Source organism: Pelomonas cellulosilytica, assembly GCF_021353265.1.
In the GTDB taxonomy this organism is placed as follows: Bacteria; Pseudomonadota; Gammaproteobacteria; order Burkholderiales; family Burkholderiaceae_C; genus Pelomonas; species Pelomonas cellulosilytica.
In genome coordinates this window covers 369278-395130 of sequence record NZ_JAJTWU010000003.1, presented here as the reverse complement: position 1 = coordinate 395130, position 25853 = coordinate 369278, and the positions used below count along the sequence as shown (strand labels likewise).

The following is a 25853-nucleotide window of genomic DNA, read 5'->3' as shown; positions in this document are numbered from 1 at the left end:
GTCGCAATCAGGCGAGCGCGGCCTTCACCTTGGCGAAGATGCTGGCGAAACCAGCCGGGTCGTTGACGGCCAGATCGGCGAGGACCTTGCGGTCGATCTCAATCTGCGCCTTCTTCAGACCCGCCACGAACTTGCTGTAGGACAGGCCCAGGCCACGCGAGGCGGCGTTGATACGGGCGATCCACAGCTGACGGAACACGCGCTTCTTGGTGCGGCGGTCACGGTAGGCGTATTGGCCCGCCTTCATCACCGCCTGCTTGGCGATGCGGAAGACGTTCTTACGACGACCGCGGAAGCCCTTGGCCAGGGCCAGGACCTTCTTGTGACGGGCGCGAGCGGTAACACCACGTTTGACGCGAGGCATATGTTTCTCCTTCTAGTCTTGGTGGATTACAGGCCGGCGAAAGGCAACATCTGAGCCATGTGGCCCATGTTGGTTTCGTGCACGTTCACGGCGCCGCGCAGCTGACGCTTGTTCTTCGTGGTCTTCTTGGTCAGGATGTGGCGCTTGAACGCCTGACCGCGCTTGACGGTGCCACCCGGACGAACGCGAAAACGCTTTTTCGCGCTGCTCTTGGTCTTCATCTTGGGCATGTGAATGCTCCTTTTAAGTATGTCCCTGGGGCGGTGCCGGAGACTCCGACACACTTGTTGGCCTCAGGAGACTTGTGAACCGGCAGGCGACCAAACCCACCGGTTGAACTCTGTCGATCTCAGCGCTTTTTCGGCGCCAGGACCATGATCATCTGCCGACCTTCGAGCTTCGGCATGTTCTCGACCACCGCCACGTCGGCCAGTTCGTCGCGGATCCGCTCCAGCAGGCGCATGCCGATGTCCTGGTGCGTGATCTCGCGGCCCCGGTAGCGCAGCGTGACCTTGCCCTTGTCGCCGTCTTCGGCGATGAAGCGGCGCAGGTTGCGCATCTTGATCTGGTAGTCGCCTTCGTCCGTGCCCGGGCGGAACTTGACTTCCTTGATTTCGATGACCTTCTGCTTGGCCTTCGCCTCGGCAGCGCGCTTCTGCTCGATGTACTTGAACTTCCCGTAGTCCATCAGCCGGCAGACCGGCGGATTGGCGGTGGGGGAAATCTCGACCAGGTCCACGTCCAGGTCGCCCGCCATGCGCAGGGCTTCCTGGATGCTGACGATCCCGATGGGTTCATTCTCGGGGCCGTTCAGGCGGACTTCGGGAGCCATGATTTCGCGGTTCAGGCGGTGCTTGCGCTCCGGAATCGCGCGACGGTCGGCAAACGTAGCGATGGTGTGGACCTTTCAACGGGCCCCAAGGCGAGGGGCCCAAACAAAACAAATCGCGCCCGGACGGCTCTTTCAGACCTTGTTGGTGATGTCTGCGGAGATCCTGGCGAGGAAGTCCTGCAGGGGCATCACGCCGAGATCCTGGTTGCCACGGGCGCGGACCGCAACGCTGCCATTCGCCTTCTCCTTGTCACCGACGACGAGGATGTAAGGCAGCTTTTGCATGGAATGCTGGCGGATTTTATAGGTGATCTTCTCGTTGCGCAAATCGGCCTGGGCCCTAAGCCCTTGTTTTTGCAGCGATTTCACAATTTCGGACACGTAATCGGCCTGCGCATCCGTAATGTTGGCGACGACGACCTGCGTCGGCGCCAGCCAAGTGGGCAGCGCGCCGGCATGTTGCTCGATCAGGATGCCGATGAAACGCTCCAGGCTGCCGACGATGGCGCGGTGCAGCATCAGCGGGCGCTTGTGTTCGCCGTCCTCGTCGACGAAGGCGGCGTCCAGCCGTTCCGGCAGGTTGGGATCGACCTGGATCGTGCCGCACTGCCACTCGCGGCCCAGCGCGTCCTTCAGCGTGTACTCGATCTTGGGGCCGTAGAAGGCGCCCTCGCCCGGCAGGTAGGTGAAGTCGCAGCCCGAGGCGCGCAGGCCTTCGGCCAGCGCATGCTCGGCCTTGTCCCAGCTCTCTTCGGTGCCGATGCGCTTTTCCGGGCGCGTCGACAGCTTGTAGATGATCTCGTTGAAGCCGAAGTCCTTGTAGACCTTCTGCAGCAGTGCCGTGAAGGCCGTGACCTCGCCCTGGATCTGGTCTTCCGTGCAGAAGATGTGGCCGTCGTCCTGGGTGAAGCCGCGCACTCGCATGATGCCGTGCAGCCCCCCCGTCGGCTCGTTGCGGTGGCACTGGCCGAACTCGCCGTAGCGCAGCGGCAGGTCACGATAGCTCTTCACCCCCTGCTTGAAGATCAGGATGTGGCCGGGGCAGTTCATCGGCTTCAGCGCGTACTCGCGCTTCTCCGACTCCGTCGTGAACATGTTCTCGCGGTACTTGTCCCAGTGGCCGGTGGCTTCCCACAGCGACTTGTCCAGCAACTGCGGACCCTTGACCTCCTGGTAGCCGTTCTCGCGGTAGACGCGGCGCATGTACTGCTCCACCTCTTGCCACACCGTCCAGCCCTTGGGGTGCCAGAAGACGACGCCCGGCGCGTGTTCGTCGATGTGGAACAGGTCCAGTTCCTTGCCGAGCTTGCGGTGGTCGCGCTTCTCAGCCTCCTCCAGCATCGTCAGGTACTTCTGCAGGTCGTCCTTCGTCGCCCAGGCCGTGCCATAGACGCGCTGCAGCATCTCGTTGCGGTGGTCGCCGCGCCAGTAGGCGCCGGCCACCTTCATCAGCTTGAAGTGCTTGAGCTTGCCAGTGCTCGGCACGTGCGGGCCGCGGCACAGATCTTCGAACTTGCCCTCGGCGTACAGCGATACGTCTTCGCCCGCCGGAATGCTGCCGATGATCTCCGCCTTGTAGTTCTCGCCGATGGCCTTGAAGTGCGCCACGGCTTCGTCGCGCGGCAGCACGCGGCGGACGACTTTCTCGTCCTTCTTGACCAGTTCGGTCATCTTGGACTCGATGGCCGCCAGGTCCTCCGGCGTGAAGGGGCGCTTGTACGCGAAGTCGTAATAGAAGCCGTTCTCGATGACCGGACCGATGGTGACCTGGGCGTCCGGGTAGAGCTCCTTGACGGCGTAGGCCAGCAGGTGGGCCGTCGAGTGGCGGATCAGCTCCAGGCCGTCGGCGTCCTTGTCGGTGACGATGGACAGCTGGGCGTCCTTGTCGATGACGTGGGACAGGTCGACGAGCCTGCCGTCCACCTTGCCGCCCAGTGCGGCCTTGGCCAGGCCGGTGCCGATGCTGGCGGCCACATCGCCGACCGTCAGCGCGGCGGGGTACTCACGGCGGGAGCCGTCGGGGAGTTGAATGGAAATCATGGGATGCTCCGATCAGGGGCAGAAATGAAAAAGCGCGGCCTGGTGCCGCGCTTTGTTCGTGCCCTTGAGGGGCGAGAAGACGTGACGTGCCGCGGCCGACTAGTTACCGGTGAAGGTGGTGGTCGTAGTTCGCGGTGTCATAACCAGGGTGCCTTTCTCGCTCTTGTGAGGGGAGGGAACCGTGATTCTAAAGCGGCAGCGCCTGGACAGTGTCGCGCGCGGTCAACGCAGCGAATTCATCGGCGAGGCGCTGGCTTTCGCTCACCGCGATGCGCCAGCGGCGCCGGCGCTCGTCGGCATCCAGCGCCATGAAGTCGTTGCGGTCCGGCAGCTTGGCGCCCGGCAGGCAGGCGATCCACGCCGGTGACGGGCGCAGCAGCACGACGTTGTCGAGGAAGGCGGTGGCGCGATGGCGGTGCTTGAGCGCCTTGTCCAGCCAGCCGGGCACCACCTGGCGCTGGAAATGCGGATACAGCACCAGGGGCGCGCCCGAAGCCTGCAGCGAGCGGTAGTCCAAGTGCAGGTGGTAGTCGGTAATGCCGCCGTCCCAGTAGGCGCCGCGTGGCGCACCGGGCAGGTCCTGCTGAGCCCGCAGCCAGAACGGGATGGAGCAGCTGGCCAGCAGGGCGCCGCGCAGGTTGGCGCCCGACAGATGCACCTCGCGCGTCGTGAAGTCGTTGAGCTTCAGCGGCAGGCGGTCGCGCGGGTCGGAGAAGATGACGCGTTCGAGGAACCGGCCCAGCAGCGGGCGCGACACCGCGTTGGCCGCGAACGCGCCGAGGTAGCCCAGCGGAGTGCGAAGCCGGCCTTCGCGTGCCAGCAGGCCCAGCCCCCGGTTTTGCCCTCGCGACGTCACGACGTGCAGCCGGTAGCGCGGGTGTGCCAGCACGTCGGCCTCGCGGCCTTCGAAGATCTCGGCCAGGATTTCTCCGAAGCGCTGGCTGACGCCCTCGGGCCGCGGGCGCTTCTCGCCGGGCAGCACGTCGTATTCCTGCGTCACGTAGGCCTCGGCCATCGTGTTGAACGCGGCGGCGACTTCCCGATGAGCCAGCGCCGCGGTGGCCATGCGCCAGGCGCCGATGCTGGCGCCGACGAGGTGTACGGGGTGGTGGCTCTGCACCAGCCAGTCGCCGAAGATGAAGCGGTCCAGGCCGTTGAGGATCAGCCCCTTGGGGCCACCGGCCGCGGCCGGGATGAGGCCGACATCCTCGGCGCGCAGGCCGCGCTCGGCCAGGCGGGCCCGGGCGACCGGGCCGGCGTGGACCTGCAGCGCACCCGCCACAGGCCTCAGAACTTGTGTTCCCAGTTCACCGCCCACCACGGCACTGGCTGGCGCTCGCTGAGGTTGTAGTCCGGCGAATTGGCGATGACGACGCGCGTGCCCTGCTTGGGCTGGAACAGGCCGTTGACGCTGACGCGCACGCTGTCTTCCTTGCTCAGCTGCATCGCGGCGAATGCGTCCAGCGAGCGGGCGGCCAGTGAGGTCTGCGACTGGATGAGGCTTTGCTGCACGTCGAACTCGGGCGCGATCTGTGCGCTGAAGCCCATGTTGATCGGCAGGCTCTTGAGCCGGTAGTCGGCCCCGAAGTTCAGCTGCCAGGGCTGCTGGCCTTCCAGCCGGTTGTCCGGCCCGGGAATGTCCGCCACCTTGGAGCGGTAGACGTTCAACGACGCGCGCAGGTTTAGCGCGGTGGCGACGTCGAACAGGCTGGGGAAGAGCTCGCCGGCGCGGCCCTTGACCTCCAGCTCAAGCCCCTGCGTCGTCGCCTTGCTGAGGTTGACCTGCGTGATGACGTAGCGCTGCGTGTCGGCCCACGGCACGGCCATCAGGCGCGGCTGGTCGGTACGGATCAGGTCGGTGATGCGGCGCTGGAACACGCCCACGGAGAACAGCCCGCCAGCCGGCAGGTAGGTTTCCCAGGCGACGTCCAGGCCCGTGGCCAGTTCGGGCTTGAGCTGCGGGTTGCCGACGCGGTCGGGGCCGAGCACGGTGTTGACGCGCGCGTTCGGGCCGCGGACGTCATAGTCCGTGTTGACCGTCGGGCGGGCGATGAGCTGCTGCACGTCGGCGGCCTTGTAGCTGCGCGTCAGGCTGGCGCGGATCAGGTCGCGGCCCTTGGGGTCGGGCTTGTAGTTCACGTGCAGCAGCGGCGTGGTGACTTTGCTTGTGCTGTCGAAATTGCTACCGTCGCCGTTGCTGGCCGTCTTGATCTGCTCGTGGCGCACGCCCGCGTAGGCCGACCACTGGTTGTTGATCTCCCACTCGTCCTGCACATAAATCGCCGAGCGCGTGATGGTTGCGTTGAACGGCTGGCCTTCCACGCCGGGCAGCAGGTCTTCGAGCTTGGGATTGGATTGGCTGTAGTCCAGCTGCTGCGTGCCGCGGGTTTCGTCACGCGTGCGCCGCTCCAGCTCGCCGCCGGTCGTGATCGTGTGCGACTCGCCGGCGTATTGGCTGTACTTGCCCGACAGCGTCGCGTTGCGGTTGCGGTTGTGGCCCGACGTGAAGCGGTCGATGGCCGGCGTGCCGTCCGTGTTGCGACCGTAGAAGTCGGAGTTGAAGTCGGCGCCGCCGCTGCCCACGCCAGCCCGCAGCTCGATGCGGCGGTCCTCGTCGAAGCGGTTGTTGTATTGCACGTTCAGCCGTTGCGCCGAGAAGGTGCCGCGGTTGCGGCTCGTGTCGCGCAGGCTCGGTGGCACGACGCTGCTGGCGTCGGAGGCCAGCACCTCGGTGTTGTTCCAGCCCTCGTTGCGGAAGCGGTTCTGCACGAAGAAGCCCTGCAGCGTCAGCGATTCGTCGTCGTTGAGCTTCCAGTTCAGGCGCGGCGACATGTTGAAGCCCCGGCCGAAGCCGCGGTCGCGTCCTTCGGACTTCAGGTGGGTGTGGCCGCTGTCGCGCACGCGTTCGCTGTCGGTCTCGTTGACGTTGTTCCATTGGTAGAACGAGATCGGCAGCACGAAGCCCAGGCCGCCGACAACGCGATCGCCGTAGGTGAAGCCGGCGTTGATCACCGGCTTCTCGCTGGCGTAGGCCAGGCCCAGGCGCATGTCCTTCTGCACGACGCGCGGCGCGTCCTTCAGGATGATGTTCAGCGTGCCCGCGATGGCCTGGGCACTCTGGTCGGCCGTCGGGGCCTTGGTCACCTCCAGGCGCTCGACCTGCGCTGGGTTCAGGTTGTCCAGGCTGAACCCGGGGGGCGCCGGTTCACCGTTGACGAGGATCTGCGTGTAGGCGCCGCCCAGGCCGCGCATGCGCAGCTGACCGCCCGAGACGTTGATGCCGGGCAGGCGCTTCAGCACATCGGAGAGTTGCGAGTCACCGTACTTGTCGAGTTCGTCACGACCGTACAACTGCTTGGCCACGGGCTCGCGACGACGCAGGTCGGTCTCGGTCTGCTGGCGTGTGACGGACACGCGCTCCAGTTGCTGGTTGCCGGGCATGGGGGTGGCAGGCTGGGCGCGGTCGACCTCCTGCTGGGCCAGGACGAGGGCGGGGCACAGCAGCAGCAGCGAGGCGAGGGCGGGTGTTTTCAACAAGAAGGACTCCGAAGGTTCGTGGCGGCGCACGTTGCAGCCAGCGCGTGGCACGCGCCTCGGCCGGACTGCAAGCCCGGATGGCTTGCAGTGATCAATCCGACGCAACGGCCGAGGCGTTCCGCATGTTGACAGTACCGCTTGCCGATGACAAAGGTCAGCGTTTGAGCTTGGCGAAGGCTGCAGCCATCGCGTTGCCGCCGGCGGGCTGGGCGTCGCGCGAGCCACCGCCCTGGCGCTCGTGGCGTGCGGCTGGGCGGAAGGCGTTGTCCTGCTTCGGGCCGCGTGGCGCCTGCGCGTCCAGCTTCATCGTCAGCGAGATGCGCTGGCGGGCCAGGTCCACCTCCAGCACCTTGACCTTGACGATGTCGCCCGTCTTGACGATCTCGCGGGCATCGTTGACGAACTTGTTGGAGAGCTGGCTGACGTGGATCAGCCCATCCTGGTGCACGCCCAGGTCCACGAAGGCGCCAAACTGCGCCACGTTGCTGACCGTGCCTTCCAGCACCATGCCGGGCTGCAGGTCCTTCACGTCCTCGACGCCATCATTGAAGCGGGCGACCTTGAAGTCCGGGCGCGGGTCACGGCCGGGCTTTTCCAGCTCGGCCAGTACGTCCTTGACGGTAATGAGACCAAAGGTCTCGTCGGCCAGCAGCTCGGGCTTGAGCGCGCGTAGCACCTCGCTGCGGCCGATGACCTCCTCGGCCGGGCGCTTCAGCAGGCCCAGTGCCTTCTGGACGAGCGGGTAGGTCTCGGGGTGGACGCCGGAGAAGTCCAGCGGGTTGTCGCCGCCGCGGATGCGCAAGAAGCCAGCCGACTGCTCGAAGGTCTTGGGGCCCAGGCCCGTCACGTCCAGCAGCTGTTGGCGGTTGCGGAACGCGCCGTTGGCGTCACGCCAGCGCACGATGCTGGCGGCGACCGATGCGGACAGGCCGGACACGCGGGCCAGCAACGCCTGCGAGGCGGTGTTCAGGTCCACGCCGACCTTGTTCACGCAGTCCTCTACGACGGCGTCCAGCGCGCGAGCCATCTCACTCTGGTTCACGTCGTGTTGGTACTGGCCGACGCCGATGCTCTTGGGATCGATCTTGACCAGCTCGGCCAGCGGGTCCTGCAGGCGGCGGGCGATGGACACGGCACCGCGCAGGCTCACGTCCAGGTCGGGCAGCTCCCTGGAGGCGAACTCGCTGGCCGAGTAGACCGATGCACCGGCCTCGCTGACGACGACGCGTTCGATCTGCACGCTGGCATCCAGCGCCTGCAGCTTCTTGATCAGCTCGCCAGCCAGCTTGTCGGTCTCGCGGCTGGCAGTGCCGTTGCCGATGGCGATGAGGTTCACACCATGCGTCGCGCACAGTTTGGCCAGCGTGTGCAGGCTGCCGTCCCAGTCGCGGCGCGGCTCGTGCGGGTAGACGGTGGAGGTGTCCAGCACGCGGCCGGTGTCGGACACGACAGCCACCTTCACGCCGGTGCGGATGCCGGGGTCCAGCCCCATGACGACACGCTTGCCGGCGGGTGCGGCAAGCAGCAGGTCGCGCAGGTTCTCGGCGAAAACCTTGATGGCCGTCGCCTCGGCAGACTCCCGAAGACGCGCGAACAGGTCGCGCTCCAGGCTCAGCGACAGCTTGACCTTCCAAGTCCAGCCGATGGTCTTGCGGATCAGCGCGTCGCCCGGGCGGTTGGCATGGCGCCAGCCCAGGTGCGACGCGATGCGGCCTTCGGCCAGGCCCGGCTGGCCGGCCACTGGCTCTTCATCGAGCACCAGCTTGGCGTCCAGCAGCTCCTGAGTGCGGCCGCGGAAAACCGCCAGCGCGCGGTGCGACGGCACGGTCTTGATGGGCTCGGCGTAGTCGAAGTAGTCGCGGAACTTGGCGTTGTCCGGCAGCTCGCCGTTCTTGCCGTCCATCAGCTTGGACTGGAACAGCCCTTCCTCCCACAGCCACTCGCGCAGCTTGCCGACGAGCACCGCATCCTCGGCCCAGCGCTCGGACAGCAGGTCGCGCACGCCGTCCAGTACGGCGAAGCTGTCGGCAAAGCCGGCGTCGGGGTTCAGGAACTTCGCCGCCTCGGCCTGCGGGTCCAGCGACGGGTCGGCGAACAGCGCATCGGCCAGTGGCTCCAGCCCGGCCTCGCGGGCGATCAGGCCCTTGGTGCGGCGCTTGACCTTGTAGGGCAGGTAGAGGTCTTCCAGCTCCTGCTTGGTGGGCGCGGCCCGGATGGCGGCCTCCAGCTCGGACGTCAGCTTGCCCTGCTCGGCGATGCTTTTAAGCACGGCCTCGCGGCGGTCGGCCAGCTCGCGCAGATAGGCAAGCCGGGCGTCCAGCTCACGCAGCTGGATGTCGTCCAGGCCGTCGGTGGCCTCTTTGCGGTAGCGGGCGATGAAGGGCACGGTGGCCCCGCCATCCAGCAGCTCGACGGCGGCCTGCACCTGGGCGGGCCGAACCTTCAGCTCGGCGGCGATCTGCGAAACGATGTGATCCACAAAGACGAAGGGCGCCATGCGGCGCCCAGAGGAATATGCGACCCAGGCATTTTGCCAAAGCGGCATCCTCAATCGCGTTGAAGCGCCGCGCCGGGCAAATGGCTAGGCTGCCGCGCACGCCGTCGGGAGGTCCCCATGCCCATCGTCCTGTCTCTGCCCCTGTTGACGCAGCTCGCGCCCAACGCGCGTTCCAGCTACCGCGAGGCCGCCGCGACGGCGCAGCCGGTGCTGGACCGGCATGGCATCACCGAGAACAAGCTGAGGCTCGCGCATTTCCTGGCGCAGGTGCTGCACGAAAGCGGCGCGCTGACGGTGCAGGTGGAAAACCTGAACTACAGCGCACCCCGCCTGACCGTCGTGTGGCCCAAGCGCTTCCAGCCGCTGGGGCCTCTGGACCCGGCGCAGTTCGCCAACAACCCTGAGCGGCTGGCCAACGAGGTCTATGGCGGCCGCATGGGCAACACGCAGCCGGGCGACGGCTTCCGCTACCGCGGCCGCGGCCTGCTGCAGCTCACCGGCCGCGACAGCTACCAGGAGGCCACCCGCATCGTGCGCAGCTTCACGCCCGACGCGCCGGACTTCGAGGCCGATCCGGATCTGTGCTTCGGCGCCGCCTGGGCCGTGCCCATCGCCGCTGCCGAGTGGGAGTCCAAGGGCTGCAATGCGCTGGCGGATGCCGACCAGATCACGCAGGTCACGCAGCGCATCAATGGCGGCCAGATCGGCATTGCCGACCGGCGCGACTGGCTGCTGCGCGTGAAGGCGCTGCTGGGCGCGTGAAGCCCGCGTCCGCTCAGCCGACGCCGGCCAGCCAAGCTTGCAGGCCCTGGGCCGCGGCACGACCACTGGCCATACTGGCGGTCAGCAGGTAGCCGCCGGTCGGGGCTTCCCAGTCCAGCATCTCGCCGGCGCAGAAGACGCCGGGCATCGTTCGCAGCATCAGCCCGTCGGTCAGCGCCTCGAAACGCACCCCGCCGGCGGTGCTGATGGCCTCGGCCACCGGGCGCGGCGCGTGCAGCGTCAGCGGCAGGCGCTTCAGCGCGCCGGCCAGCGTGGCGGCATCCAGCATCTGCTCGCGCGTCAGCAGCTCGTGCAGCAGGCCCAGCTTCAGCGGGCTCAGGTGCAGCCGGCTCTTCAGGTGCGACGACAGCGAGCGGCTGCCGCGCGGGTGCTTCACTTCGGCCAGCACGCGTTCGGGCGTCAGCTGCGGCAGCAGGTCCAGGTGCAGCGTGGCGGTGCCGTCGCGGGCGATCTGCTCGCGCAGCGCGGCGCTGGCGGCGTAGACCAGCGAGCCCTCGATGCCGGTGGCCGTGATGACGAACTCGCCCGGGCGCTGGGCGAAGCCGTCGGCCTCCAGCGCCGCCGGCTTGACGGGCTGTCCGGCGAACTCGCCGGCAAAGCGCTCACTCCAGCCTGGGCTGCCCGCGTGCGCGGCCGTAGGGCCGACATCGAAGCCGCAGTTGGCCGGCCGCAGCGGCGCGATGTCGACACCGCGGGCCTGCAGCCAGGGGGCCCAGGCGCCGTCCGAGCCGAGTTGCGGCCAGGACGCACCGCCCAGCGCCAGCAGAGTCGCGCGCGGACGCACGAGGCGCTCGCCGTCGGGCGTGTCGAAGCGCAGCGCGCCATCGTCGGCCCAGCCGGTCCAGCGGTGGCGCATTGCGAACTTCACGCCACCGGCGCGCAGCCGGTGCAGCCAAGCGCGCAGCAGCGGCGCGGCCTTCAGGTCGGTCGGGAAGACGCGGCCGGACGTGCCGACAAACGTCTCCACGCCGAGGCCCGCCGCCCAGGCCCGCAGCGCATCGGCATCGAAGCCGCGCAGCAGTGGCTCGACGCGCGCCGCCCGCTCGCCGAAGCGGCCGACGAAGGGGTCGAAGGGTTCGGCATGCGTGAGGTTCAGGCCGCCCTTGCCGGCCAGCAGGAACTTGCGGCCGACGCTGGGCTTGGCGTCGAACACGGTGACGGTGCGGCCCGCGGCGGCCAGCACCTCGGCGGCCATCAGGCCGGCGGGGCCGCCGCCGATGATGGCGACTTCGATCGGGGAACTCATGCGCCGATTGTCCCTGGGGCTCGCCGGCTCTCAGCCGAGCTGGCGCCGGGGCATCGCCGTGTGGCTCAGGGGCGGCGCATTTCCACGTGCGGGATGCCGTCTTCGATGTAGGGCTCGGACACCGTGCGAAAGCCGTGCCGGCGGTAGTAGGCCTCCAGCCGGGCCTGGGCGTGCAGCGTGACGGGCTCGCCAGGCCACAGCCGCTCGCAATGCGCCAGTGCCTGGCTCATCAGCGCATGGCCCTGGCCCTGGCCGCGCGCCCAGGGCGCGGTGATGACGCGGCCGATCACGGCCTCGGGCGCCTTCACGCCGGCGGGCAGCAGCCGCGCACAGGCCGCGAGCCGGCCGTCGTCGGCCCAGCCGAGAAGGTGCCAGCCGAGCAGATCCAGCCCGTCCATGTCCTGGAACAGGCATTGCTGCTCCATGACGAACACCTCGGTGCGCAATTGCAGCAGCGCATAGACGGTATGGCCCGGCAGGGCGTCGAAGGGCTGGCAGTCCCAGAGAAGGTCGGTGGTCATCAGATGAGTTGGACGAGTTGCTTGCCGAAGTTGCGGCCCTTGAGCAGACCGATGAAGGCGTCGGGCGCGGCGGCCAGGCCCTGGGCGATGGTCTCGCGGTATTTGAGTTGGCCGGCGGCGACCAGGCCGCCCAGGTCCTGCAGCGCTTCGGGCCAGACATCCATATGCTCCGACACGATGAAGCCCTGCACCTTCATGCGGTTCGTGAGCATGAGCTGAGGGAACTGCAGCGGGATGGGCTCGCCGTTGTAGCCGGAGATCATTCCGCACAGCGCCACGCGGCTGAACGCATTGGCGCGCAGCAGTACCGCGTCCAGCACCAGGCCGCCGACGTTCTCGAAGTGGCCGTCGATACCGTCCGGGCAGGCGGCCTTCAACGCGCCGGACAGCGCCTTCAGGTCGGCGTGCTGCTTGTAGTCGACGCAGGCGTCGAAGCCCAGTTCGTCGGTCACATAACGGCACTTTTCGGCGCCGCCGGCCACGCCGACGACGCGGCAGCCGCGCGCCTTGGCGAGCTGTCCGACGGCGGAGCCGACAGCGCCGCTGGCGGCGCTGACGACGACCGTTTCGCCGGCCTTGGGGGCGATGATCCTCACGAGGCCGTACCAGGCCGTCACGCCCGGCATGCCGACCGCGCCCAGGTAGGCCGACAGCGGGATGTGCGTCGTGTCCACCTTGCGCAGCGCGCCACGGTCCCGGGCGTCCACCGTCTGATACTCCTGCCAGCCGCCCATGCCAACAACCCGGTCGCCGAGCTGGAAGTGGTCGTTCCTGGATTCGACGACCTCACCGGCCGTGCCGCCGATCATGACTTCGCCGAGCTGCTGTGGCGGCGCATAGCTCTTCGTGTCGTTCATGCGGCCGCGCATGTACGGATCCAGGCTCAGCAGGTGATGGCGTACGCGGACCTGGCCTTCGGCCAGCGGCGCCAGCGGCGTCTCGATCAGGCGGAAGTTGTCGGGCGTGACCTCGCCCTGCGGGCGCGAGGCCAAGACGATCTGGCGGTTGACGGAGCTCATGGCGGTCGGCGGGGGGACATGGAGCCCCGCATTGGAGCACCCCGACGACCGGCGAGACCGTCAGCCGGCGATCGCGATCGGGTAGCTGGTGCAGCCCAGCTTCTCGGAGATGTCGCGGCTGGCGGTTTGCAACTGCTTGACGACCTCGGGCGCCTTGGCCTCGTCGAAGCGGAACGTGGGGAAAGACACGCTCATGCCGGCGATGGGCTGGCCCAGCCGGTCGAAGATAGGCACGCCCAGGCAGCGGATGTGGTCGTCGAACTCCTCGCGGTCTTCGCCATAACCCTGGGCCTTGACGGTGGCCAGTTCGGCGAGGAAGGCGGTGCGCTCGGTGATGGTCTTGTCGCGGAAGCGCTTGAACTCGGCGCCGTCGAGGATGCGGTCGCGGCGCGCGGGATGCTCCCAGGCCATCAGCACCTTGCCGATGGCCGTGCAGTGCAGTGGCGCGCGGCGGCCGATACGTGAATACATTCCCAGCATGTGGCGCGAGTCGACCTTGTGGATGTAGATGATCTCGCTGTCGATGAGGCTGCCCAGGTGGACCGTCTCGCCGGTGGCGTCGGCCAGCATCTGCATGTGGTGCTTGGCCAGGTCGATCAGTTCGGGCGACGGCAGCGCCTTGGCGCCCAGCTCGAACATGCGCATCGACAGCCCGTACCGCTCGCTGTCGGCCTCCTGGCGCACGTAGCCCAGGCTCTTCATCGTCTGCAGAAAGCGGTAGACCGTGGCCTTGGGCATGGCCAGCCGCACGGACAGGTCGGTGATGCCGATGTCGCTGCGTTCGCCCAGCGCGTTCAGGATGGCGAACACCTTGAGCACCGCGGCAACCGACTCCGGCTGCTTCGAATCGCCAATGTCGTCATCCATGTTCCGGTTCTTTCGGGCGCTTGTTTCAGTTCCGAGATTTTCGCTCAGGCGCGGCGGGGGCCGGCACCGGCCCGAATTTGGTCAGCAAGATGATCGAGGTCGGCGGGGCGCAGCGCCACCGCGTTGTAAGACGCATCGGGCCGCCAGCCCACGTCGGCGGCGAGCAGCTCGCCCGGATGGGCCGCCTGCCAGGCGGCCAGCAGGTCCACCGGGTGGCCGTTGAGCCGGCTGTCGCGGTCGACGAGGCCGCTGCCCTTGAGGCGGCGGATGAGCTGGTCGGCCGTGACGGAGTCGGGCAGTTCCCAGCGGTTGTGCTCGGCCACTAGCCGCGAATGCATGCCCAGCCCGAGGCTGTAGCCGAAGTCCTCGGCGCGGTCCGCGCTGAACAGGTTGGCCACGACGTGCACGCGGCCGTAACGCACGCGCGGCGTGCGCTCCTTGCAGCCGTGGAAATGGTTGTGATGCAGTGTCACGCGCAGCTTGCCTTCGTCGCTGGTCTTGCCATCGCCGCTGCCGATCAGCATGGTCTTGTCATGGGCCTGGAAGCGGCACCAGGACACGGTGACGAGGTCGCTGCCGTTGGTGATGTCGAGCAGGCCGTCGTGGTGCTGGACGCGCTGGCCCAGGCGGACGGGCTCCAGCTTGTCGGGACGGTTGCCGTCGTCGAAGTGACAGTGATCCACCCACACCCGCTCGGCGTTGCGCAGCGAGACGTTGTCGTACTCCGAGTTCCACTCGCCGTGGCCGTTGTCGCGCGGCTGCCATTCGGGAAAGTGATCGTAGGCATCCGCGAAGCGCAGGTCGCGGATGACGATGTTGGCCACGCGCTCCAGCATGAAACCGCCGCGCTCGAAGCCGGCGCCCGGTGCCGCGCCGACGAGGGTGGTGTTGGACGGCAGATGCACCTGGGCCATGGCAGCCTGGCGTCTGGCCGAGCGCTTGCGTGCCTCCTCCAGCGGACCGCGCGGGTCGTCGCGGCCCCAGGTGGCCGGGTCGAAGGCGCGGTCGAAGGCATCGGCGTCGAAGGCCGGGTCGCGGTAGTCGTCGGCGCTGCCGGGGCACAGGTTGATGAAGCGATGGACGCGGATGATCTTGGGCGTGTCGCCCAGGCGCAGCGCGGCGTCCAGCCCGGCGCGGTCGTGCACGTCGAACACATGCTCGGGCCGGGCGCCGGCGCCGCCGGTCGTCGGGCCGATGCCGGCCCAGCCCAGCGGGCTCTCCGCCGCGGCGGCAGGGGTGGCGCAGCCGGCCAGCCACAAAGGCGCGGTGCCGGCGAAGGCGAGGAGGGTGCGGCGTGTCGTCATGGGCGATTGTTGAATTCGGCGAGGCGGTTTGTCGCGGGGTCGAAGGGGCGGCGCGACGTGCTGGCCACCCAGGGCGCCAGGTGCGCGCCGAGCTCGCTGTCGCGCACGAGGGCGTGGCCGTTGGGGCTGGTGCCGGCCTGCCACGTGCCGGGCTTGACGCCGGCGTCCCAGGCCCGCCCCAGCGCGACGCTGCCGGGCGCCACGCCCGGTTCGGCGATGAGGCGGCTGTCGGTGACGAGAAAGCCCTGGGGCTGGCCAGCCGCCGTGCTGGGGGCCAGCACGATGCCGCGCTCGCCCGGTGTTCGCCGGCCGGTGCGGCTCAGCACGGTGCTGTGCTGCACGACGAGGGTCGCGTCGCCGAAGATGAAGTCCACGTCGCCGGCGATCAGGCTGTGGCGCACCAGCACGCGCCCCGCCCGGCCGGGCTCGGGGCGGCGGGCGAAGAAGGTGTCCTGGTGGCCAAGCAGCCGCACGCCGTCGAGCTGGATGCGGTCGCCGGCGACGGTCAGCGCGACGGCCTGGGCCCCGCCGGCTTCACCCGCGCCGGGCGGGTAGCCTTGACCTTGGCGCACGCCGTCCAGCGCGTCGTTGGCGATGGTCAGGTGCAGCAGCTGCACGTCGTCGCTGAACACCATGACCGTGCTGCTGCCGGGCGTGCCGTGCGTGGAGGTGTGCAGATCCGGCTGGCAGGGATGGGCCGGCTGGCCCTCCGGCTTGGGCTGGGCGTTGTAGCGGCCATCGACGATGACGACGGCGCCCGGATCCAGCGGCGAGCCGGCCAGCGCCAGCGGCGCCTTGCCGCGGATGCAGACGCGCTCGCGGTAGACGCCCGGCAGCAATTGCACGACCCAGCGACGGCTGCTGGCGCCCGCAGCCGGCACCGCGTCGATGGCGGCCTGCAGGCTGTCGCCCGGCCGCACGACGAGGTCGGGCGTGGCGGCGCCGAGGTCGGCCAGCGGCGCGGGCTGCCAGTCGGCGAGGTAGGCTGCCACCGTGTGCGCGGCGGCCCGCTCGGCGCTGAGCTGTGGCCGGCCCTGGCCTTGCGCGGCTGTCAGCACGAGCACACCGGCCAGGGCCAGCGCGAGCTTCACAGGTCGGCCAGGTACAGCGCGGGCTCCACGCTTTGCGCGCGTTCGGCGTCGCAGCTGTAGAGCACCTGTTTGCCGTCCGGCGTGAAGCTCGGGTGCGGGTGGGTGACTTGGCGGCTGTCCTTGTAGACATCCCAGCCGCTGTCGTGGCGGGCGATCGGGCGGTGCGTGCCGGCCTTCAGGTCGAAGAGGTGCAGGTAGGGGTCCCCCACCAGCATCGCGTTGCTGGCGCTGCTGTCGCCGCTGGCCTTGCCGCAACCGTCGCCGACGATGAGGCTGCCATCAAAGTTGCTCATCAGGTGCGAGCACTGCGGCATCGTCATCAGCACGCGGTTCTCCAGCGTGACGGGGTCGAGGCTGCAGATCCAGCGGTCCGGCGAGTCGTGGCGGTAGCTGACGTAGATCATCGCGCTGCCATCCGGCACCCAGAACTCGTGCGTGCAGCTCTCGCCGGCCTCGTGGGCCTTGCCGCAGCGGCGGTTCGTGCCGTCCTCGTTGATGAACCACATGCGCGCGTCGATGAGGTCGTGCGGGCCTTCGTGGCAGTAGGCGACGGTGTTGTCGTCGAACGGCCGGTACTGCGGGTGGCCCAGCCAGCCGCGCTGTTCAAGGATGACGGTGCGCTGGCCCTGTCTCGGCCCTTCCAGGTCCACGCTGAACAGCCGGCACAGCGGCTTCTTGTGGAACATCTCGTTGAACTTCTGCCAGGTGTTCAGCGGGAACCAGTCGGCCGCGGCGATCTCGATGCCGACCATCTTCGTGCAGGCACTGTTGGCTACCCAGGTGCCGTAGCCCACCCAGCCCTCGGGCACGACGTAGACGACTTCTTCCTTCAGCGTGGCGATCTCCAGGCGGATCAGGTTGCGGTCGCCGCGCACGAAGTACACGAAGCGGTCGTCGGGGCTCATGAACGCGCCGAAGGTGTTCTCGCGCGCGCCTTCGGTCAGCTGAATGGCGGTCTGGGACGGCAGGTCCAGCAGGTGAAGATTCCAGTTGGGGCTGGGTTCGGGGCCGAACTCACCGCCGAACATCAGCTTGCTGCCGTCGTTCGTGAGGCACTTTTGGTAGAAGTAGTTGCGGTGGCAGGTGACGTCCGGCGGCGTCAGCCGCGTGACGCGCGCGCCGGTGTCGGGGTCTTCGCGGGTCAGGAACTCAAACTTGCGTTCGGTGGCTTTCATCTCAGTGGTCCTTGGCGCCTTGCGCCGCTGTGTACTCATACGGGCCCGGCGCCGGGCTGCTCCCACGCGGGCCCGTCAGGCGATGGGCTCGTGGCTTGATGCCGTGAGCATCGCGTCCCCACGGGGGATCGACCAGGCGCGCGCGTTCAGCGGCGCGGGCCTGGGCGAGGGGCCGAATCATTCAGTGGATCCTCTGCAAAAGCGCGTTGCCTTCTTCGACAAGGCGGCGGGCCGCATCGGCGTCGGTGGTCTTGTCATAGGCGACGGTTTCGAAAACCTCGCGCATGAACTTCTGGAAGCGTGCGTGCTCGAACAGCGGTGCCGGGCGGATGAGCCGGCCGGCGTCGCGCTGGGCCTGGATCTGGTCGTGCGCGGCGAGTTCCAGCGGTGGCAGGCCGCCGGCCTGCTGCAGCACGGCCAGCGCCGAGCGGGCGCTGGGCAGGCCGCGGGTGCGGCCCAGCAGCCGGGCGGCCTCAGGGTCGGTCAGCAGGAAGTTCATCAGCTTGGCGGCCAGTTCGGGCTGCTTGCAGTTGCGGCCTATGGTGTACATCACCGTCGGCCGGCCGAACAGGCCGCTGTCGCGGCTGCCGTCAAGCATCGGGAAGGCGCCCAGCGCGAGCTTCTCGCCGGGCGCCAGCGTGGAGCCGCGCAGGCCGATGACCGAATCCCAGGTGTAGTTGCCGGCCCAGCGGCCGGCAACCCAGTCGGGCTGCTGCTCGGTGGGCTTCTCGGCGCCGCCGAGGCTGGCCCGCAGCGGCAGCGGCGTGGCGACGTGCTCGCCGACGAGGCGCTTGTACGCCTTCACCCAGTCCAGCGCGGCGGCGGGGCTCATCGCCACGCGCGGGCGGGCCGGGTCCACGAAGGGGGTGCCGTGTCGTTGCTGGATGAGAGTCTGCGACAGCAGGATCATGTCGTACAGCTCGCCGTCCAGCGGGTAGGCGCTGTCGCCCAGCCTGGCGCGGAAGGCGGGGCCGGCGGCGAAGAGCTCGTCCCAGGTCTCGGGCAGCTTCACGCCGGCGCGGCCGAAGGCTGTCTGGTTCCACAGGAAGATGCGCGCAGTGAACGACGTGGGCAGCGCGTTGAGCTTGCCCTGCACGCGGCCGTAGGCGAGGTCGTCGTCGGTGAACTGGTCGAGCGCGAGCTCCTTGCCGAGGCTGTTCAGGTCCGTGAAGCCGTTGCCGCGCTTGCTGAACATGGCCAGCCAGGCCCAGTTGATCTGCATGACGTCCGGCTCGGAGCGGCCGGCGATCTGCGTCGTCAGGCGCTCCAGATAACCGTTGAAGCCCATGTACTCGGCCTTCACGCGCACGCCATGGCGCTGCTCGAAGACCTTCAGCGCGGCAAGCGTGGCCTGGTGTCGGCTCGCGCCGCCCCACCAGGCAAAGCGCAGCACGGGCTTGTCTTGCGCGTGGACGTAGGGCGCGGCCAGCGCGCCGGCGCTGGCGAGGAGGGTGCGTCGGCTCAGGCTCATGCGAGGTGGCTCAGGCCGGCGTCGTCGGCGGCGAACAGGTGGGCGTGCGGCATGTGGAAGTGCAGCGTCAGCGCCGCACCGCGGGGCAGGGTGGTGATGCGGGCGGCTTCCTCGGCAGGCAGCCGCGCGCTGAACGCCACGCCGCCGACATCGACATAGGTGAAAACCTCTGCGCCCATGTGCTCGCAGAACTTCAGCGTGGCCTCGACGGCGATGCTGCCCGGCTTGGCCGCCAGCCCGATGTGCTCGGGCCGCAGGCCGAACTGCACGGCGCCGGCGGCGGGGGCGTTGAAGCGCTGCGGCGGCAGCGGCAGCGTGACGCCGCCCAACTGCACGGCGCCGTCGCGCCACTGCGCCGGCACGATGTTCATCTCCGGCGAGCCGATGAAGCTGGCGACGAAGGCATTGGCCGGTCGGTCGTACAGCGCAGTGGGCGTGTCCACCTGCTGGATGACGCCGGCCTTGAGCACGCAGATGCGCTCGCCCATCGTCATCGCCTCGGTCTGATCGTGCGTGACGTATATGGTTGTGGCCGGCTGGCCGGCGTCGCGCAGCGAGCGGTGCAGTTCGGTCAGCCGCACGCGCATCGCGGCGCGCAGCTTGGCGTCGAGGTTGGACAGCGGCTCGTCGAACAGAAAGACCTCGGGCTTCTTGACGATGGCCCGGCCCACGGCCACGCGCTGGGCCTGGCCGCCGGAGAGCTGCTTGGGATAGCGTTCCAGCAGATGCTCCATCTCCAGCAACTGGGCAGCGTGGCGCACGCGGCGGTCCAGCTCTGCCTTGCCCGTCTTGGCCAGCTTGAGGCCGAAGGCGAGGTTGTCGTAAACCGTCATGTGCGGGTACAGCGCGTAGTTCTGGAACACCATCGCGATGCCGCGGCCCTTGGGCGCGATGTCGTTGACGACGCGCCCGCCGATGTGCAGCTCGCCGCCGGTGATGGACTCCAGCCCCGCGACCATGCGCAGCAGCGTGGACTTGGCGCAGCCCGAGGGCCCCACGAACACCATGAACTCGCCGTCGCGCACGTCGAGGTCGACGCCGTGCACGGCCTTGAAACCGTTGGGATAGGTCTTCTCGACCTTGCGCAGGGAAACAGCGGCCATCAGCCCTTCACGCCACTGCTGGTGGCGCCCTCGATGAAGTGTTTTTGTGCGGCAAAGAACACCGCGACGGACGGGATCAGCGCGACGACCGAGATCGCGATGACGTTGGCCCACTCGACCTCCTCGGTCGCGCCGATGCTCATCTTGAGCGCCAGGCTGACCGGGTATTTCTCGACCGAGGCCAGGTAGATCAACGGGCCCATGAAATCGTTCATCGTCCAGATGAACTGGAACACGATGACGCTGATGATGGCGGGCTTCAGCAGCGGCACGATGATGTGCCACAGCAGCTGCAGCGCGTTGCAGCCGTCGATCAGCGCGGCCTCCTCCATGTCACGCGGAATGCCGCGGAGGAACTGCACCAGCATGAACACGAAGAAGGTGTCTGTGGCGAAGGCCGACGGCACGATCAGCGGCAGGTAGCTGTCGAGCCAGCCCAGCTCGCGGAACACCAAGTACTGCGGCAGCCGCAGCACGATCAGCGGCAGCATCATCGTGCCGACCATGATGCTGAACAGGGTCTTCTTGCCCCAGAACTCAAAGCGCGCGAACGCATAGGCCACCAGCACGCAGGAGATCACCGTGACGATGATGCGTGGGATGGTGATGAGGAAGCTGTTCAGGAAGTAGGTCGCGAAGGTGTATTCGGTGCTGGTCTTCCAGCCCTTCGCGTAGGCGTCGAGGGAGAACTTGCTGGGCCAGAAGCCGGCCGACGTGAAGATCTCGCTGTTGCTCTTGAAGGACGCACCCACCAGCCACAGCAGCGGGTACAGCATGACGATGGCCGTGGCGCCCAGCATCAAGTAGCGCAGCCAGGGTGTCTTGCCGTCGTCGCCGACGGCGCGTTCTTGGATGTCAGCGGCGGCGCTCATTTCTTGTCCTTTTCGCCGGCGTAGAAGACCCAGTACTTGCTGCTCCAGAAGGAGATGGCGGCGAGGCCGGCGACGAGCGCGAACAGCACCCAGGAGAGCGCGGCGCCGTAGCCCAGGTTGAAGAAGCGGAAGCTCTGGTCGTAGATGTAGAGCGCCAGCACGTAGGTGGAATGCAGCGGGCCGCCCTCTGTGATGAGGTAGGGGCCGTTGAACTCCTGGAACGCATGCACCATCTGCATGATGAGGTTGAAGAAGATGACCGGCGTGATCAGCGGCACGGTGATCTTCCAGAACTGCTGGTTGACGCTGGCACCGTCGATCTCGGCAGCCTCGTACAGCGACTTGGGCACGTTCTGCAGCGCGGCCAGGAAGATGACGCAGGCCGAGCCGAACTGCCAGGTGAACAGCAGCACGATGGTCCACATCGAGTAATGCTCGTCGGCCAGCCAAGTAATGGGGTCCAGCCCGATCTTGGCCAGGATGATGTTGACGAGGCCGTTCTTGGCAAACAGGAAACGCCACAGCACCGCGACCGCGATGGAGCCGCCCAGGATGGACGGGATGTAGAACGCTGCGCGGAAGGCGTTGATGCCCTTGAGCCGGAAGTTCAGCACCTGCGCGACGACCAGCGCGAAGCCCACGCGCAGCGGCACGGCCAGCAGCGCGAAGGTCAGCGTGACGCCCAGCGATTTGCGGAACAGTGGGTCGCCGGCCAGCATCTCCTCGTAGTTGCGCAGGCCCACCCACTCGGGTGGGTCGATCAGGTCGTATTGCGTGAAGCTGAGCGCGAAGCTCATCACGAAGGGGAAGAGCTTGAACAGCAGCACGCCCAGCACGAATGGCAGGACGAAAAGGAAGCCCAGTTTCTTGTTTTCGTACATCGCCCCGTTGTCTCCTCGGTGGCTATGAGGGCCCGCATCGTGGCGGGCCTATCGGGTCAGCGCGCCAGCCAGCCGCCGTCCACGGCGATGGTGTAGCCGTTGACGTAGTCCGACGCGTTCGACGCGAGGAAGACGACCGGGCCGGCCAGGTCCTCCGGCTTGCCCCAGCGGCCCGCCGGGATGCGCTCCAGGATGGCGTTGTTACGGTGCTCGTCGGCGCGCAGCGCGGCGGTGTTGTTGGTGGCCATGTAGCCGGGGGCGATTGCGTTGACGTTGATGCCGTGCTGCGCCCATTCGTTGGCCATCAGCCGCGTGATGCCCATGACGCCGCTCTTGCTTGCGGTGTAGGAGGGTACGCGGATGCCGCCCTGGAAGCTCAGCATCGACGCGATGTTGACGATCTTGCCGCCTTGGCCCTGAGCCATGAACACCTTGGCGACAGCTTGCGACAGGAAGAACACCGACTTCAGGTTCAGGTTCATCACGTCGTCCCAGTCAGCCTCGGAGAACTTGATGGCGTCCTCGCGGCGAATGATGCCGGCGTTGTTCACGAGGATGTGCAGCTCGCCGTTCAGCGCCTTCGCCTGGGCGACCAGCTCCGGGATGCAGCTCACGTCGCCCAGGTTGGCGCGCAGGTCCAGGAACCGGCGGCCCAGGGCCTCCACGGCGGCGCGCGTCTCGTCCGGTTCCGTGACGTTGACGCCGACCACGTCGGCTCCCGCTTGAGCCAGCGCCAGCGCCATGCCCTGGCCCAGGCCGGTGTTGCAGCCGGTGACGATGGCGGTCTTGCCGGCCAGGTTGAAATTGTGAAGAACCATGTTTTTGTCCACGGTGCGGGGGCACTCGTTGTGTTGAAAACCGGGCGAAGCCGGGGGAGGATGGCGCGCTGGATGTCGCTGCGGCTCGCTCTTGAAACGCAGTTCCAGATTTCAAGTCGGCCAAGCTTAGGGGGCCTCGCCGACTGGCGGAATCATGGTTTCTAATTAGTGAACCGATGTTCCGATTTTGCCAGCTTGCTCCTATCATGCGATGCAAGCCAGCAGAAAGCTCACCCCGGTGAGCGTCGTTCCAGGGAGTGCTTAAGGCGCCAGACCGGCGGCCTTTCCTGGCTGGCCGTGAGTTCCCGTGTCGCGGTGGCTAGCGGTAGCCGCGGCCTTCCGGCGCCCGCACTGCAGCGGAGCCGGCTTTCAAGATCGACGGGTGCCCTTCGCGCGCCCGGGTAGGCCTTCAGTAGAACCCCCAGAGCCGCAGGCCAATCCAGCCACGCGGCCACACCCGGAGACACCCATGCCCGCATTCCGTCCGTCCCACCGTCCAGCCCTCAGCCCGGTGGCCCTTGCCGTAGCCCTTGCCTCGCTGCCCGCTGCATCGGCCTGGGCCCAGGCGGAGCCCGCAGCTGCCGCGGACAAGGCTTCCCAGCAGCTGGAGACTGTCACGATCACTGGCATTCGCGCCTCGCTGGCGAGTGCACTGAACAAGAAGCGCGAGGAGTCGGGCATCGTCGACGTGGTGCGGGCCGAGGACATCGGCAAGTTTCCGGACACCAACCTGGCCGAGTCGCTGCAGCGCGTGCCGGGGGTTGTCATCGACCGAGACGCCGGCGAGGGCCGCCAGATCACCGTCCGTGGCCTTGGGGGCGACTTCACCCGCACCCGCATCAACGGCATCGAAGGCCTGGCGACCACGGGCGGCACCGACAGCTCCGGCGGCAACAACCGCAGCCGCACGATGGACTTCAACGTCTTCGCCAGCGAGCTGTTCCAGCAGATCACCGTGCGCAAGAGCCAGTCGGCCGACGTGGACGAAGGCTCGCTGGGCGCGACTGTCGACCTGCTGACCTCCCGTCCCTTCGACCTGAAGAAGGGCTTCACGGCACTGGCCTCCGTCAAGGGTTCCTACAACGACCTCTCCGGCAAGACAACGCCGCGCGCTGCCTTCCTCGTATCGAACACGTTCGCGGACAAGAAGCTGGGCGTGCTCCTCTCGGGCGCCTACAGCAAGCGCAACATCTTCGAGGAAGGCTTCTCGACGGTGCGTTGGGACAACGGCGTGTCCTCCGGCGGCTGGTGCGTGCCGCAGGGCGCGACGGTGGCCACCGGCACGACGCTGCCGACCGGCTCCACTGCCACCACCTGCGGCCCGGCAGCGCAGGGCGCGAGCCGCCTGCCCAACACGGCGGCCAACGTGGCCGCCTACAACGACGCCAGCGGTGCCGCCAACTTCCACCCGCGCCTGCCGCGCTACGGTCGCCTGACGCACGAGCAGGAGCGAATCGGCCTGACCGCCTCCATCCAGGCGCGCCTCACCGATCGGACGCTGGCGACGCTGGACCTGCTGTACTCCAAGCTCGACGCCACGCGCCAGGAAGACTTCCTGGAGACCATCTCCTTCAGCCGCACGCTGTCGCAGGGCGGCAAGCCGCAGACCAGCGTCGTCGAGACGCAGTACGACAGCAATGGCGCGCTGCTCTACGGCAAGTACAACAACGTGGACGTGCGGGCCGAGTCGCGCTTCGACAAGCTCAGCACCGTCTTCAAGCAGCCCACGCTGACGCTGGAGCACGAGTTCACCGACACGCTGAAGTTCACCGGGCTCATCGGTCGTGCGGACTCCAAGTTCAAGAACCCGATCCAGACGACCACGACGCTGGACGCGCCCAACGTCAGCGGCTACGCCATCGACTTCCGCAACAGCGATCGCTCGCCGGCCATCACCTATCCCTTCGACGTGACGCAGGCTGGTGGCGCGCTGGGCTTCGTCGGTGTGCCGCAGAACGGCACCGCCACGTCGATCACCAACGGCACCTCCAGCGAGATCCGCATCCGGCCGAACGGCACCAACAATCGCAACGATGTCGTGCAGCTCAACCTCGCCTGGGAAGTGGCGGACGGCCTAACGCTGAAGGGCGGCAGCAGCTACAAGAAGTACGGCTTCGAGAGCTACGAGTCGCGTCGCTCGACGGAGAACATGTACGCCCCGCCGGCCGGCACGACGGCGGCGAGCCTGTCCAAGCTGCTGACGGGCTTCGGCAAGCAGTCCGACGTGCCCAGCGGCACGCCGACGTCCTGGGTCATCCCCGACCTGAACGCCATCGCCGGCCTCTACGACATCTATTGCAACTGCCTGAAGAGCGGCCCGGCAGGCGGCCCGGGCGACTTCACGCTGACGTCCGTGACCAACGGCAATGCGCGCGGCAACAACCGCGCCGTCACCGAAGTGGACCGCGGCTGGTACTTCCAGGCCGACTTCTCGACGCGCCTGGGCGGTATTCCGGTCCGAGGCAATTTCGGCACGCGGTACGTGAAGACCGAGATCACCGCGACCGGCTACGTCGCCACGGGCGGCGGCACGCAGGTCACCGTGAAGAACAACTACGACGACATGCTGCCCGCCGCGAACGTCACGTTCGAGCTGAGCCGCGACCTGCTGTTGCGCGCCAGTGCCGCGCAGGTCATGACGCGTCCGACGCTGGCCGCGCTGAACCCGGGTGGCACGGTGAACACCACCGGCAACCTGTCCATCACGAACGGCAATCCGTTCCTGAAGCCTTTCCGCGCCAAGACGCTGGACACCGGTGTCGAGTGGTACTTCCAGAAGAACGCGATGGTGGGCCTGGGCCTGTTCTACAAGGACATCGATTCCTACATCCAGCAGAGCGTCAGCACGGTCAGGTTCAAGGACACGGGGCTGCCGTTGAGCCTGCTGCCGTCCAACTTCACGGGTGACGAGCAGTTCGCGCTGACGTCCAGCTTCAACACGCCGGGCGGCAAGCTCAAGGGCTTCGAGCTGAGTTATCAGCAGCCGTTCACGTTCCTGCCGGCCTGGGGCAAGAACTTCGGCGTGGTGGCCAACTACACCTACGTGACGTCCAAGATCGCCTACTTCACGTCGGCCGCCAACAACACGCCGATCTCGGCCGACCTGGTCAACATGTCGCCGCGGTCGTGGAACGGCTCGCTGTACTACGACGACGGTGCGTTCAGCGCCCGCGTGTCGCTGGCCAAGCGTTCCCGCTATCTGCAGCGCGTGCCCGGCCAGAACAACAACGACGTGGAAGGCAAGAACGGCACGAAGAACGTCGACTTCTCGATGTCGTACAAGTTCAACGACCGCTTCGACGTGACGCTGGAAGGCATCAACCTGACCAACCAGGCCAACGACCAGTACATCAGCAGCCAGCGCAACAGCGTGGTCGTGAACAACGTGACCGGCCGCGAGTACCTCGTGGGCGCCCGCTACAAGTTCTAAAC

Annotated in this window: 21 protein-coding genes; 2 read left to right on the top strand and 19 right to left on the bottom strand. The window is 67.6% G+C overall.

Annotated elements, in window-relative coordinates:
- Nucleotides 1–7: 7 nt before the first annotated feature.
- The 7 genes from rplT to LXT13_RS09255 all read right to left on the bottom strand — a co-directional run bounded on the left by rplT (nucleotide 8) and on the right by LXT13_RS09255 (nucleotide 9270).
- Nucleotides 8–364 (bottom strand): 50S ribosomal protein L20, encoded by a 357-nt coding sequence (rplT, locus tag LXT13_RS09285; RefSeq protein WP_025564000.1) that lies wholly within the window; start codon nucleotides 362–364, stop codon nucleotides 8–10.
- Nucleotides 365–390: 26 nt separating this feature from the next.
- Nucleotides 391–594: a 50S ribosomal protein L35 gene (gene rpmI, locus LXT13_RS09280; RefSeq protein ID WP_028601240.1), complete on the bottom strand. Its 204-nt coding sequence runs from the start codon at nucleotides 592–594 to the stop codon at nucleotides 391–393.
- 119 nt (nucleotides 595–713) lie between these two features.
- Entirely contained in the window at nucleotides 714–1259 is a 546-nt protein-coding gene (infC, locus tag LXT13_RS09275; RefSeq protein WP_349254836.1) for a translation initiation factor IF-3, read from the bottom strand.
- 69 nt (nucleotides 1260–1328) lie between these two features.
- On the bottom strand, nucleotides 1329–3236 hold the full coding sequence (thrS, locus tag LXT13_RS09270) for a threonine--tRNA ligase (RefSeq protein WP_233371646.1): 1908 nt from the start codon (nucleotides 3234–3236) through the stop codon (nucleotides 1329–1331).
- Between the two features lie 187 nt (nucleotides 3237–3423).
- Nucleotides 3424–4518, bottom strand: a complete 1095-nt coding sequence (locus LXT13_RS09265) for a patatin-like phospholipase family protein (RefSeq protein WP_233371645.1) — start codon at nucleotides 4516–4518, stop codon at nucleotides 3424–3426.
- A gap of 5 nt (nucleotides 4519–4523) precedes the next feature.
- Nucleotides 4524–6770 carry a TonB-dependent receptor plug domain-containing protein gene (locus LXT13_RS09260; RefSeq protein WP_233371644.1) on the bottom strand — a complete coding sequence of 749 codons (2247 nt, stop codon included), beginning with the start codon at nucleotides 6768–6770 and terminating at the stop codon, nucleotides 4524–4526.
- Between the two features lie 157 nt (nucleotides 6771–6927).
- Nucleotides 6928–9270 (bottom strand): Tex family protein, encoded by a 2343-nt coding sequence (locus LXT13_RS09255; protein WP_233371643.1) that lies wholly within the window; start codon nucleotides 9268–9270, stop codon nucleotides 6928–6930.
- Nucleotides 9271–9387: 117 nt separating this feature from the next.
- On the opposite strand from LXT13_RS09255, the gene LXT13_RS09250 reads away from it, so the two are divergent.
- On the top strand, nucleotides 9388–10032 hold the full coding sequence (locus LXT13_RS09250; protein ID WP_233371642.1) for a glycoside hydrolase family 19 protein: 645 nt from the start codon (nucleotides 9388–9390) through the stop codon (nucleotides 10030–10032).
- A 13-nt stretch (nucleotides 10033–10045) separates the two neighbouring features.
- Here LXT13_RS09250 and LXT13_RS09245 read toward each other — a convergent pair whose 3' ends face one another.
- The 12 genes from LXT13_RS09245 to kduD all read right to left on the bottom strand — a co-directional run bounded on the left by LXT13_RS09245 (nucleotide 10046) and on the right by kduD (nucleotide 22421).
- Nucleotides 10046–11299 (bottom strand): BaiN/RdsA family NAD(P)/FAD-dependent oxidoreductase, encoded by a 1254-nt coding sequence (locus LXT13_RS09245; protein WP_233371641.1) that lies wholly within the window; start codon nucleotides 11297–11299, stop codon nucleotides 10046–10048.
- A gap of 65 nt (nucleotides 11300–11364) precedes the next feature.
- Nucleotides 11365–11820 (bottom strand): GNAT family N-acetyltransferase, encoded by a 456-nt coding sequence (locus LXT13_RS09240; RefSeq protein WP_233371640.1) that lies wholly within the window; start codon nucleotides 11818–11820, stop codon nucleotides 11365–11367.
- Entirely contained in the window at nucleotides 11820–12839 is a 1020-nt protein-coding gene (locus tag LXT13_RS09235; RefSeq protein WP_233371639.1) for an NADP-dependent oxidoreductase, read from the bottom strand. The genes LXT13_RS09240 and LXT13_RS09235 overlap by 1 nt, the downstream gene beginning before the upstream one ends.
- A gap of 60 nt (nucleotides 12840–12899) precedes the next feature.
- A complete protein-coding gene (kdgR, locus tag LXT13_RS09230; RefSeq protein WP_233371638.1) occupies nucleotides 12900–13706 on the bottom strand; it encodes a DNA-binding transcriptional regulator KdgR in 807 nt (268 codons plus the stop codon).
- 44 nt (nucleotides 13707–13750) lie between these two features.
- Nucleotides 13751–15010 carry a pectate lyase family protein gene (locus LXT13_RS09225; RefSeq protein WP_233371637.1) on the bottom strand — a complete coding sequence of 420 codons (1260 nt, stop codon included), beginning with the start codon at nucleotides 15008–15010 and terminating at the stop codon, nucleotides 13751–13753.
- Complete coding sequence (locus LXT13_RS28780; RefSeq protein WP_233371636.1) at nucleotides 15007–16101, bottom strand: pectinesterase family protein; 1095 nt, start codon at nucleotides 16099–16101, stop codon at nucleotides 15007–15009. The genes LXT13_RS09225 and LXT13_RS28780 overlap by 4 nt, the downstream gene beginning before the upstream one ends.
- Nucleotides 16098–17276 carry an oligogalacturonate lyase family protein gene (locus LXT13_RS09215; RefSeq protein ID WP_233371635.1) on the bottom strand — a complete coding sequence of 393 codons (1179 nt, stop codon included), beginning with the start codon at nucleotides 17274–17276 and terminating at the stop codon, nucleotides 16098–16100. Before LXT13_RS09215 ends, LXT13_RS28780 begins: the two co-directional genes overlap by 4 nt.
- A 181-nt stretch (nucleotides 17277–17457) precedes the next feature.
- The gene (locus LXT13_RS09210) at nucleotides 17458–18747 is read right to left on the bottom strand and encodes an ABC transporter substrate-binding protein (RefSeq protein ID WP_233371634.1); all 1290 of its coding nucleotides are present in this window, start codon (nucleotides 18745–18747) and stop codon (nucleotides 17458–17460) included.
- Nucleotides 18744–19850, bottom strand: a complete 1107-nt coding sequence (locus LXT13_RS09205) for an ABC transporter ATP-binding protein (protein WP_233371633.1) — start codon at nucleotides 19848–19850, stop codon at nucleotides 18744–18746. Before LXT13_RS09205 ends, LXT13_RS09210 begins: the two co-directional genes overlap by 4 nt.
- Nucleotides 19850–20722, bottom strand: coding sequence for a carbohydrate ABC transporter permease (locus LXT13_RS09200; protein WP_233371632.1), 873 nt, complete (start codon nucleotides 20720–20722; stop codon nucleotides 19850–19852). Before LXT13_RS09200 ends, LXT13_RS09205 begins: the two co-directional genes overlap by 1 nt.
- The gene (locus LXT13_RS09195; RefSeq protein ID WP_233371631.1) at nucleotides 20719–21603 is read right to left on the bottom strand and encodes a carbohydrate ABC transporter permease; all 885 of its coding nucleotides are present in this window, start codon (nucleotides 21601–21603) and stop codon (nucleotides 20719–20721) included. Before LXT13_RS09195 ends, LXT13_RS09200 begins: the two co-directional genes overlap by 4 nt.
- 56 nt (nucleotides 21604–21659) lie before the next feature.
- Nucleotides 21660–22421: a 2-dehydro-3-deoxy-D-gluconate 5-dehydrogenase KduD gene (kduD, locus tag LXT13_RS09190; protein WP_233371630.1), complete on the bottom strand. Its 762-nt coding sequence runs from the start codon at nucleotides 22419–22421 to the stop codon at nucleotides 21660–21662.
- Between the two features lie 469 nt (nucleotides 22422–22890).
- Here kduD and LXT13_RS09185 point away from each other — a divergent pair, with 469 nt between their 5' ends.
- A complete protein-coding gene (locus LXT13_RS09185; protein ID WP_233371629.1) occupies nucleotides 22891–25851 on the top strand; it encodes a TonB-dependent receptor in 2961 nt (986 codons plus the stop codon).
- Nucleotides 25852–25853: the final 2 nt, after the last annotated feature.

What these genes read in the sequence shown, in the direction of transcription:
- LXT13_RS09225 (WP_233371637.1), bottom strand. Translation starts at nt 15,010, where the DNA reads ATGACGACACGCCGCACCCTCCTCGCCTTCGCCGGCACCGCGCCTTTG.
- LXT13_RS09200 (WP_233371632.1), bottom strand. Translation starts at nt 20,722, where the DNA reads ATGAGCGCCGCCGCTGACATCCAAGAACGCGCCGTCGGCGACGACGGC.
- LXT13_RS09195 (WP_233371631.1), bottom strand. Translation starts at nt 21,603, where the DNA reads ATGTACGAAAACAAGAAACTGGGCTTCCTTTTCGTCCTGCCATTCGTG.
- LXT13_RS09215 (WP_233371635.1), bottom strand. Translation starts at nt 17,276, where the DNA reads ATGAAAGCCACCGAACGCAAGTTTGAGTTCCTGACCCGCGAAGACCCC.
- kdgR (WP_233371638.1), bottom strand. Translation starts at nt 13,706, where the DNA reads ATGGATGACGACATTGGCGATTCGAAGCAGCCGGAGTCGGTTGCCGCG.
- LXT13_RS09250 (WP_233371642.1), top strand. Translation starts at nt 9,388, where the DNA reads ATGCCCATCGTCCTGTCTCTGCCCCTGTTGACGCAGCTCGCGCCCAAC.
- kduD (WP_233371630.1), bottom strand. Translation starts at nt 22,421, where the DNA reads ATGGTTCTTCACAATTTCAACCTGGCCGGCAAGACCGCCATCGTCACC.
- LXT13_RS09240 (WP_233371640.1), bottom strand. Translation starts at nt 11,820, where the DNA reads ATGACCACCGACCTTCTCTGGGACTGCCAGCCCTTCGACGCCCTGCCG.
- LXT13_RS09245 (WP_233371641.1), bottom strand. Translation starts at nt 11,299, where the DNA reads ATGAGTTCCCCGATCGAAGTCGCCATCATCGGCGGCGGCCCCGCCGGC.
- rpmI (WP_028601240.1), bottom strand. Translation starts at nt 594, where the DNA reads ATGCCCAAGATGAAGACCAAGAGCAGCGCGAAAAAGCGTTTTCGCGTT.
- LXT13_RS09210 (WP_233371634.1), bottom strand. Translation starts at nt 18,747, where the DNA reads ATGAGCCTGAGCCGACGCACCCTCCTCGCCAGCGCCGGCGCGCTGGCC.
- thrS (WP_233371646.1), bottom strand. Translation starts at nt 3,236, where the DNA reads ATGATTTCCATTCAACTCCCCGACGGCTCCCGCCGTGAGTACCCCGCC.
- LXT13_RS09255 (WP_233371643.1), bottom strand. Translation starts at nt 9,270, where the DNA reads ATGGCGCCCTTCGTCTTTGTGGATCACATCGTTTCGCAGATCGCCGCC.
- LXT13_RS09235 (WP_233371639.1), bottom strand. Translation starts at nt 12,839, where the DNA reads ATGAGCTCCGTCAACCGCCAGATCGTCTTGGCCTCGCGCCCGCAGGGC.
- LXT13_RS09205 (WP_233371633.1), bottom strand. Translation starts at nt 19,850, where the DNA reads ATGGCCGCTGTTTCCCTGCGCAAGGTCGAGAAGACCTATCCCAACGGT.
- rplT (WP_025564000.1), bottom strand. Translation starts at nt 364, where the DNA reads ATGCCTCGCGTCAAACGTGGTGTTACCGCTCGCGCCCGTCACAAGAAG.
- LXT13_RS09185 (WP_233371629.1), top strand. Translation starts at nt 22,891, where the DNA reads ATGCCCGCATTCCGTCCGTCCCACCGTCCAGCCCTCAGCCCGGTGGCC.